General features: G+C 61.8%; 8 protein-coding genes and 1 tRNA gene. 3 read left to right on the top strand and 6 right to left on the bottom strand.

What is annotated here, in order from left to right; all coding sequences use genetic code 11:
* The coding region (locus VGQ94_00080; GenBank protein HEV2020905.1) for a hypothetical protein at positions 1-278 on the top strand (278 nt) is incomplete at its 5' end.
* A 32-nt stretch (positions 279-310) separates the two neighbouring features.
* Here VGQ94_00080 and purN read toward each other — a convergent pair.
* The 3 genes from purN to purM form a co-directional block, all read right to left on the bottom strand.
* A complete protein-coding gene (gene purN / locus VGQ94_00075) occupies positions 311-925 on the bottom strand; it encodes a phosphoribosylglycinamide formyltransferase (protein HEV2020904.1) in 615 nt (204 codons plus the stop codon).
* Between the two features lie 67 nt (positions 926-992).
* Positions 993-1,340 (bottom strand): MGMT family protein, encoded by a 348-nt coding sequence (locus VGQ94_00070; protein HEV2020903.1) that lies wholly within the window; start codon positions 1,338-1,340, stop codon positions 993-995.
* Between the two features lie 30 nt (positions 1,341-1,370).
* Positions 1,371-2,411 carry a phosphoribosylformylglycinamidine cyclo-ligase gene (purM, locus tag VGQ94_00065; GenBank protein HEV2020902.1) on the bottom strand — a complete coding sequence of 347 codons (1,041 nt, stop codon included), beginning with the start codon at positions 2,409-2,411 and terminating at the stop codon, positions 1,371-1,373.
* Positions 2,412-2,681: 270 nt separating this feature from the next.
* Here purM and VGQ94_00060 point away from each other — a divergent pair.
* Positions 2,682-2,758, top strand: a tRNA-Pro gene (locus VGQ94_00060).
* An 18-nt stretch (positions 2,759-2,776) separates the two neighbouring features.
* Complete coding sequence (locus VGQ94_00055; protein ID HEV2020901.1) at positions 2,777-3,043, top strand: hypothetical protein; 267 nt, start codon at positions 2,777-2,779, stop codon at positions 3,041-3,043.
* Between the two features lie 55 nt (positions 3,044-3,098).
* On the opposite strand, the gene VGQ94_00050 is transcribed toward VGQ94_00055, so the two are convergent.
* The 3 genes from VGQ94_00050 to VGQ94_00040 form a co-directional block, all read right to left on the bottom strand.
* Positions 3,099-3,569 carry a PepSY-like domain-containing protein gene (locus VGQ94_00050; GenBank protein HEV2020900.1) on the bottom strand — a complete coding sequence of 157 codons (471 nt, stop codon included), beginning with the start codon at positions 3,567-3,569 and terminating at the stop codon, positions 3,099-3,101.
* Between the two features lie 195 nt (positions 3,570-3,764).
* Complete coding sequence (locus VGQ94_00045; GenBank protein HEV2020899.1) at positions 3,765-5,189, bottom strand: carbohydrate porin; 1,425 nt, start codon at positions 5,187-5,189, stop codon at positions 3,765-3,767.
* A gap of 303 nt (positions 5,190-5,492) precedes the next feature.
* On the bottom strand, positions 5,493-6,542 hold the full coding sequence (locus tag VGQ94_00040) for a hypothetical protein (protein ID HEV2020898.1): 1,050 nt from the start codon (positions 6,540-6,542) through the stop codon (positions 5,493-5,495).
* Positions 6,543-6,884: the final 342 nt, after the last annotated feature.

Here is a 6,884-nt window from a genome sequence, read left to right as displayed (position 1 = left end):
GGCGCCTGAGCGTGATGCTTCGTTGGACCGACCTGGAAGGCCAGGTGCGCGAGGAGTCCGCCCACACCCTGACGCTCAGCCGTTACGGCTGCCTGCTGACCTGCCGAACCCGTTTCCGGCTGGGGGACAACGTGTACATCTGGTGGCCGGAAAAGGAACGCGGTGTGCACGTCCGCATCGTGTGGCGGCGTCTGGGCGGCCCCGGCAATGCGACGGAGATGGGAGTGGAATTCCTGGGGGACAACGACTTCTGGGGCGCCCACTTTTCCGGCGAATGACCCGTTAGGACGCTCCGGCCGCGAACCCGCGCTCAAGCCTGCACAACCACCCGTCGCCCGGCAACTGTGCACTTTTCCCCCAGCACCAGATTGATGGCCTCGGTGTAGGCGATGTGTTCCTGCTCCAGGATGCGGGCGGCGAGCGTGTGCTCGTCATCGCTGTCGAGCACAGGGACGGTCTTCTGCACCACGATAGCGCCGTGGTCGAGCTGCTCGTCCACAAAGTGCACGGTACAGCCGGAGACCTTTACCCCGTGGTCGAAGGCCTGCTTCTGCGCCTCCAGTCCGGCGAAGGCGGGCAGCAGCGCGGGATGGATGTTCAGGATCCTCTGCGGAAACTGCTGCACGAACCAGGGAGAGAGCAGGCGCATGTAGCCGGCCAGGCAGACCAGGTCCACGCGCTTTTCCTTGAGTGCGGCGACGACTTCGGCGTCGTGTGCCTGGCGCTCCTTGCCCTTGGAGGGGAGGACGCGCGTTTCCAGGCCACGGCGCCGCGCCGACTCGAGCCCCAAAGCCTCGGCGCGGTTCGAGATCACGATGGCGATCTCGGCGTTCGAAATGCGTCCGGCGGCCACCGAATCCGCGATGGCCTCGAAGTTTGTCCCGCGGCCGGAGAGCAGGATGCCGATTCTCTTCTTTTCAGCCATGCAGGATGGTTTTACCACAGAGGGGACAGAGGAACACGGAGGAAGATGGCGGCGGAGAAGGGAACCGTCAGCGGCGCTTGCGGCGGGCGGTCTTGAGCGCGCGCTTGCGCCGGAACCACGCGTGCTGGTGCAGCTCCATGCGGACGCGCAGGCCGGAGAACCGGACTCCTTCGGCCTGCAGGCGCAGCCGCTGCTCGAAGCCGTACTCTCCCGGCATCAGGAGTTTTCCTTCCGCGCCCACCACCCGATGCCAGGGTAGTCCGTGGGAGCTGTGCAGCGCCCAGGCCACCTGCCGCGCCCGGCCGGGGAAGCCGGCGGCGTAGGCGATGTCGCCGTAGGTGGAGACCTTTCCGCGCGGGATCCGCCGCACCACGCCCAGCATGCGCGCAAACATGGAATCCTGAGCTTTTCGCATTGGCGGAAAGTGAGCGCCGGCTGCCGGCGGCTACGAGTACGTGACTTTTCTGTCGCCCTTCACGATGCGCCCGATGGTGTGGCCGCGCTCGCCGGCGCGCTCCAGCAGGCTCATCACCCGCTTGAACTTCTTGTGCGGCACCACCAGCACCATCCCGATGCCCATGTTAAAGGTGCGCAGCATCTCCGCCTGCGGGATGTTGCCCAGCTTCTGCAAGTGCTGGAAGATGGGGAGCACCGGCCAGGTACCGACCTCGACCACCGCAGCCGTCCCCCGCGGCAACATGCGCGGCAGGTTCTCCGTGATGCCGCCGCCGGTGATGTGGGCCAGCGCGGAGACCGCGTCCGCCTCCAGCAGCCGGCGCAGCACCGGCCAGTAGCTCTTGTGCGGCCGCATCAGCTCGTTGCCCACCTTGTTCTTGAGCTCGTTGACGTAGCTCTCCGGCGAGTAGCGGGCCACTTCAAACAGCAGCTTGCGGGCCAGCGAGTACCCATTGGTGTGCAGTCCGGTGGAGGGCAGGCCGATCAGGATGTCGCCCACCGCGACTTTCTTTCCGGTGAGGATGCGCTCGCGGTCCACCACGCCCACGATGAATCCCGCCAGGTCGTACTCGCCCGGGGGATAGAAGCCGGGCATCTCCGCCGTCTCGCCGCCGAGAAGCGCGCAGTTGTTGTGGCGGCAGGCCTCGGTGATCCCCGAGATGATCTTCTCCGCCACGCCGGGATCGAGCTTCCCCGTGGCCAGGTAGTCCATGAAGAACAGGGGCGTGGCGCCCTGTACGGCGATGTCGTTGACGCAGTGGTTCACCAGGTCGCCGCCCACGGCTTGATGGAACTTCATGGCGAAGGCGATTTTCAGCTTGGTGCCCACGCCGTCCACGCTGGAGACCAACACCGGGTCGCGGTAGCGCTTCTTGTCCAGCGCGAACAGCCCGCCGAAGCCCCCGATCTCGCTCAGCACGCCGCGAGTGAAGGTTTTGTGCGCCAGAAACTTGATGCGCTGCTTGGTGCGGTTGGCGCGCTCGATGTCCACGCCCGCGTCGGCGTAAGTGATGGAGAGCGGTTTCGCCAAGCGGTATGCCATCCTGCCTGTGCTCACTTTGCTGGGGACGTGTGGCAGCGCGCGTTCGCTGTAGAAAGAACCCGTATTTTACCACCGTGGCGACAGCCGCCCTGGCCGCGCCCTCGAGATGGCCTTCCCTCGATCCTCCGCCCAACCGTCGCAAAGCGAATCGCTGCGGATCATTGCTGATCGTTGCGGAGCGAGGCCGGAGCCCGCGGTTTGCTATAATTTGTGAGGGGAATGCGCCTGTTCCGCGCCCTTCTCGCGTTCCCACCTCGTCGGGGAGTGGCTCAGCCTGGTAGAGCACCTGGTTCGGGACCAGGGGGTCGGAGGTTCAAATCCTCTCTCCCCGACCATTCTTTCCTTTGGGCCCTTTGGAAGATCAGATCAAAGGGCTTTCTGTAAGTAGGCCAGAGGCTTATGCCATCCGTGGAGCAGTTCAAAAGCACCATTCTCAGCAATTGGCCCTGTTCTGCTGGATTCCGCCTAACTACCGCGAAGCCGGTCCCACCTACCACTATTGTAACTTCAGCATGAACCACCACCACATGAGGTTTGAGATGGTGAAGATGATCGGAGAAGGCAGGGCGGCAAAATGGTTGGTCAAGGACAGCTTTGAGATGAAGGGGAACAGCCGCTGAGATTGGAAGCGCCACTCGGAGAGCCTTCGTTCTCAACAAGAGCCCTCTTGCGATTTCATTCCTGGTGGGCCAGTTTCTTTCCGTCTGGACCGATTTGTATCTCAGAGCGCTTGGTTCCCGTTTTCACCACGGCTTCGTAAGCAACAAGTCTTCCATCCTTCGTCAGCGATTCCACTTTGTCGAGTTTTCCGGCCCCGGCGGCTTTCACGAGCCCCTCTTTAATGGCGGGGGAAAGCGAATCCAGAGAGACTTCCTCCTCGACCTCGACGATCTTGCCATTCTTATCCATGGAGATATCTTTTCCATGCCCGCTGACTGTTAGTTCCACCTCATAATAGGTCTTGCCTTTCTCCACTTCCTTCGCAAATCCCTTGATGGTTGCCCCCTTACTTTGTTCCGCAACAGTCTTCTCGACGGCGGGAGGAAGATCCTCTCTCTTGATTTTCTTCTCTTGTGCCAGGACGACTGACACGGTAGCCAGTCCAGCCACGAGAAACGCAATCATGAGTTTACCTTTCAGATTCATGGAGCAGCTCCTTCTTGTCTTTGCTGATGGATCGCCGAAGCAAGACTTACATGATTGCTTCATGATACCGCATTCAGGGAGCGTCCCGAGCGAGGTGGACAGCTCCCGTGCCGATAGGCAATGGTTTCAGCCCAGAATAGGCCCCTGGTAATCGGGCTAGAAGCCCACACCTGAGTCTTGACGGTGCGTAGGGTGCTACAGGTCGATGTGCAACCGCAAGGCGGGGACGATCACCGGGCCGCGGTCGCGGTTGTAGCCGGGGTTGTTGACGTGCTGCAGGTCGAAGGAGGCAAAGGCGCCGCGCCACAGATGCAGGGTGTAGTAGACCTCGACGATGTTCTCCCGCCCGTAGTTGAGCTTGCCGTCGCCCAGCTGGAAACCCGACCCGCCCAGTGCCAGGTAGCGCTGGTGGTCGCGCGAGATGCCGTTGGTGACGAAGGCCACGCCCAAGCGGTCGTGGCGGCGCTTCCAGCGCTCCCCTGCGACGTCGCCCCCAAACTCGAAGGCCTGGTTCACCTCGGTATACGCAAAAGACTCGTTCTTGCCCTCGTTCCAGCCGAAGCGTCCGAAGAGGCGGAAGCTCTTGGGCAGCTGCTGCTCGGCGTTGAGCCCGAAGCCGTACTTCACCCGGCGCTGGCGGCGGTGGGCGCCGATGTTGGGAACCGGATCCATGCCGGCGAGGAAGGCGTCCACGGCCTCGCGGTAGCTGCCCATATTGGCGTGATTGACGTAGGAGAGGAAGCGCCACGTGCCCTGGCGCCCGTGCAGCAGGCTCTTGCGGACTTCCAGCTCCACGTTTTCGGCGCGCGCCCGCCGCAGGTCCCAGTCGAGGTCGATGCCGTTGGCCACCTTAGGCATTAAGCTTTCGGCGAAGCGCGCGCTCCACGCGCCTTCGTCGTACTCCAACATCATGCCCCAGGTGTAGCCGCGGGTGTCGGCGGCGTAGTCGTAGCCGCCGTTGTTGTCCACCGTCCAGTTGAGGAACTGCAGGTGGCTATCGCTGCCGATGGAGTTTACGTCGAAGAAGTCGGCCATGCTGAACTTGCCCACGCGCAACTCCAGGCGGCGCCGGGGCAGCTCGGGCAGCAGGTGCAGAGGATCGCGCCCGGCCTCGATCCTCTCCTTACTCAGGGGAATGACCTGGCGCAACATGACGCGGGCGATGTAAGGCGTAGCGCCCAGGCCGGCGTTGCGCACCACGTCCAGGTTGGTGAAGCCGGCCACGCCCAGGCCGTCGCTGATGCCGCGCCCGCCCGTGCTCTCGACGTCGAAGAGGGCCTCGGTGGTGTGGGTGAGTTGCACCCCGGTGTAGAGAGTGACGAGGCGCGAGGTGGCGTTCTCGCCGCGTGCGTGCAGGCTGTTGGCCCCGCTGTACTGCGCCTGGAACGAGGGGTGCGCCTGGAAGATGATGTTAATCTGCCCCGAGATCCAGAAGCGCGACTTGGCCGGGTGGCGGAAGACGGTGACGGGCCGGTCCTGGGCGGCGGGCGCTTCCCCAGAGCCCTTCTTGGGCTCCTGGGCGAAGGCGGAAAGCGACAGCGTCACCGCAGCCAGCATCCACGCCGGAGAACGGCGCAGCTTCAGGTGTAACCGCGGCGAGCGATGGACAAGCTGGCCCATGACGAAGTCGGATTGGCAATTCTAAATACGCCCGCCCCACGGCGGCAATAGCCCAAGCGAGGGAATCCGCGTGTGCTTTCCCCATTCATCGTTTGGACGGCAGAAACATGGGGTTCCGGCACGGCTGAGAACGCAACCGTGCCACGCGGCAAATAACAGGTTTACGGAGTCGTCTTGGAAAACCTTTCGGCACAACCCGCCCAAGATCAGCCGCTCCGCTAAGCAATTTCTTCTTTCCTAAGTCTTTGTAATTGTGGGTGGAGGTGCATGAACCGCCTACAATTCGCTGTTCCATTGATGCCCTCAGTGTCCGTAAATCAGCAGGCGGAACGTTCCCGGAATAGCCCTCCGCCGCGGATTGGGCTGTTGCGCGGTAGGAGCCGCAGGCGGACTAAAATCCGCCGTGGTCAGGTAGAGGTTATGGGTCTTCGCATCTAGAGCCATGGTCTTGGCCCCGTACTCAGTCTTGACCGTCTCGACCTCGCTCAGCTTGTCCGGCGAGTCTTCGTGGAAGATGTGAATCATTCCTTCGCGTGTCGAGACGAACAGCAAGCCTGTCTCAGGCTCATAGATAGCAGCGTCCGCTCCAGCGCTGATGGGGAACGACTGGGTCACTTTTCCGTTGCGTGCATCCATCACCACGAGCATCTGGGGGTTGCGGCCTGCGGAGAATAATCGCCTGTGCTTCCGGTCCATCGCCAGAGCTGTAGGCCCTCCAGCCGGCGCGACTGGCCAACGTCCCTGTATCGTAAGCGCGCGTGCATCAATCGCCACCACTTCGTTCGTGTCTTCATTGTTGTTGTAAACCATTCCCTTGCCATCGGCGACTGCATACTCCGGACCACTGCCCATGGGAATGGTCTTCACCACAGTCCCGTTCGCCGGATCGATTACAGTCAGGTCGTGGGGGTCCCCGTTGAATGAAAAGATGCGCTTCGACGCCGGGTCGTAAACAATCGCGTCTGCGTCGGACTCGGTTTTGACCTCGCCCGTGACCTTTAAGCTCGCCATGTCGAAAATGACCACCTTGCCGTCACCGTCAGTAATGAATCCCTTGCCAAGCTCGTTGACCAGGGCTATCCCGTGGCACCGTACCAAACCAGAAATGGTGCCCACCATGGCAGCGCTATCCGCATCAACCACCGTAACCTCGGTACCATGCGAGAGGTAGACTCGGCGCGCAGCAGCATCGACAGTAAGATAGTCAAAATACTCTCCGCCACCCGGGGCAGCGGCGACAGCGACCCTCTTGAGCAAGTGGTAATGGCCCGCCGGCGGGCTTGCCAGGGCGACCATGCTGAGCAGTGGAAAGCACAAACGAACCACAAAACCACGCAGACTAGGAACCTTCATAAAAACCTTCTCTCATGATCTTGGTAGGCTCTGGGATTGGCTCTAGTAGGTTTGATTGGCGGTACACAACGCAAATCGTGGCAGTCCCGCATCAAGCTAGATTTTCCCCGTGCCGGGATTGTACCTGAACTCTGGAGAGTGGATGGCTTGATCGGGCCGCAGTGAGTGTTCTGAGCACAAGAGGTTGTAAGCTTTGGCAGCCCGCGCCTCAAGTGGTGTGCCTAAACCCCTGGCCAAGCAGCGCCTGTAACCTCTTGGGTTTGCAAGTGCCATCTTCACTTCTTAAAACTGTGCGCAAGCCACAGGGCTTTCACACAGCCCACTTTCCGGGAAGCCCGTTAC

The sequence above is a fragment of the Terriglobales bacterium genome (assembly GCA_035937135.1).
Taxonomy (GTDB): Bacteria; Acidobacteriota; Terriglobia; order Terriglobales; family Acidobacteriaceae; genus DASYVL01.
Note: the sequence above shows the minus strand (reverse complement) of the source record. Positions and strands in the feature narration are given on the sequence as shown.

Bases quoted from the DNA above. Each gene is read 5' to 3' on its own strand.
- VGQ94_00070 (HEV2020903.1), bottom strand. From the start codon at position 1,340: ATGCGAAAAGCTCAGGATTCCATGTTTGCGCGCATGCTGGGCGTGGTG.
- purN (HEV2020904.1), bottom strand. From the start codon at position 925: ATGGCTGAAAAGAAGAGAATCGGCATCCTGCTCTCCGGCCGCGGGACA.
- VGQ94_00040 (HEV2020898.1), bottom strand. From the start codon at position 6,542: ATGAAGGTTCCTAGTCTGCGTGGTTTTGTGGTTCGTTTGTGCTTTCCA.
- VGQ94_00045 (HEV2020899.1), bottom strand. From the start codon at position 5,189: ATGGGCCAGCTTGTCCATCGCTCGCCGCGGTTACACCTGAAGCTGCGC.
- VGQ94_00050 (HEV2020900.1), bottom strand. From the start codon at position 3,569: ATGAATCTGAAAGGTAAACTCATGATTGCGTTTCTCGTGGCTGGACTG.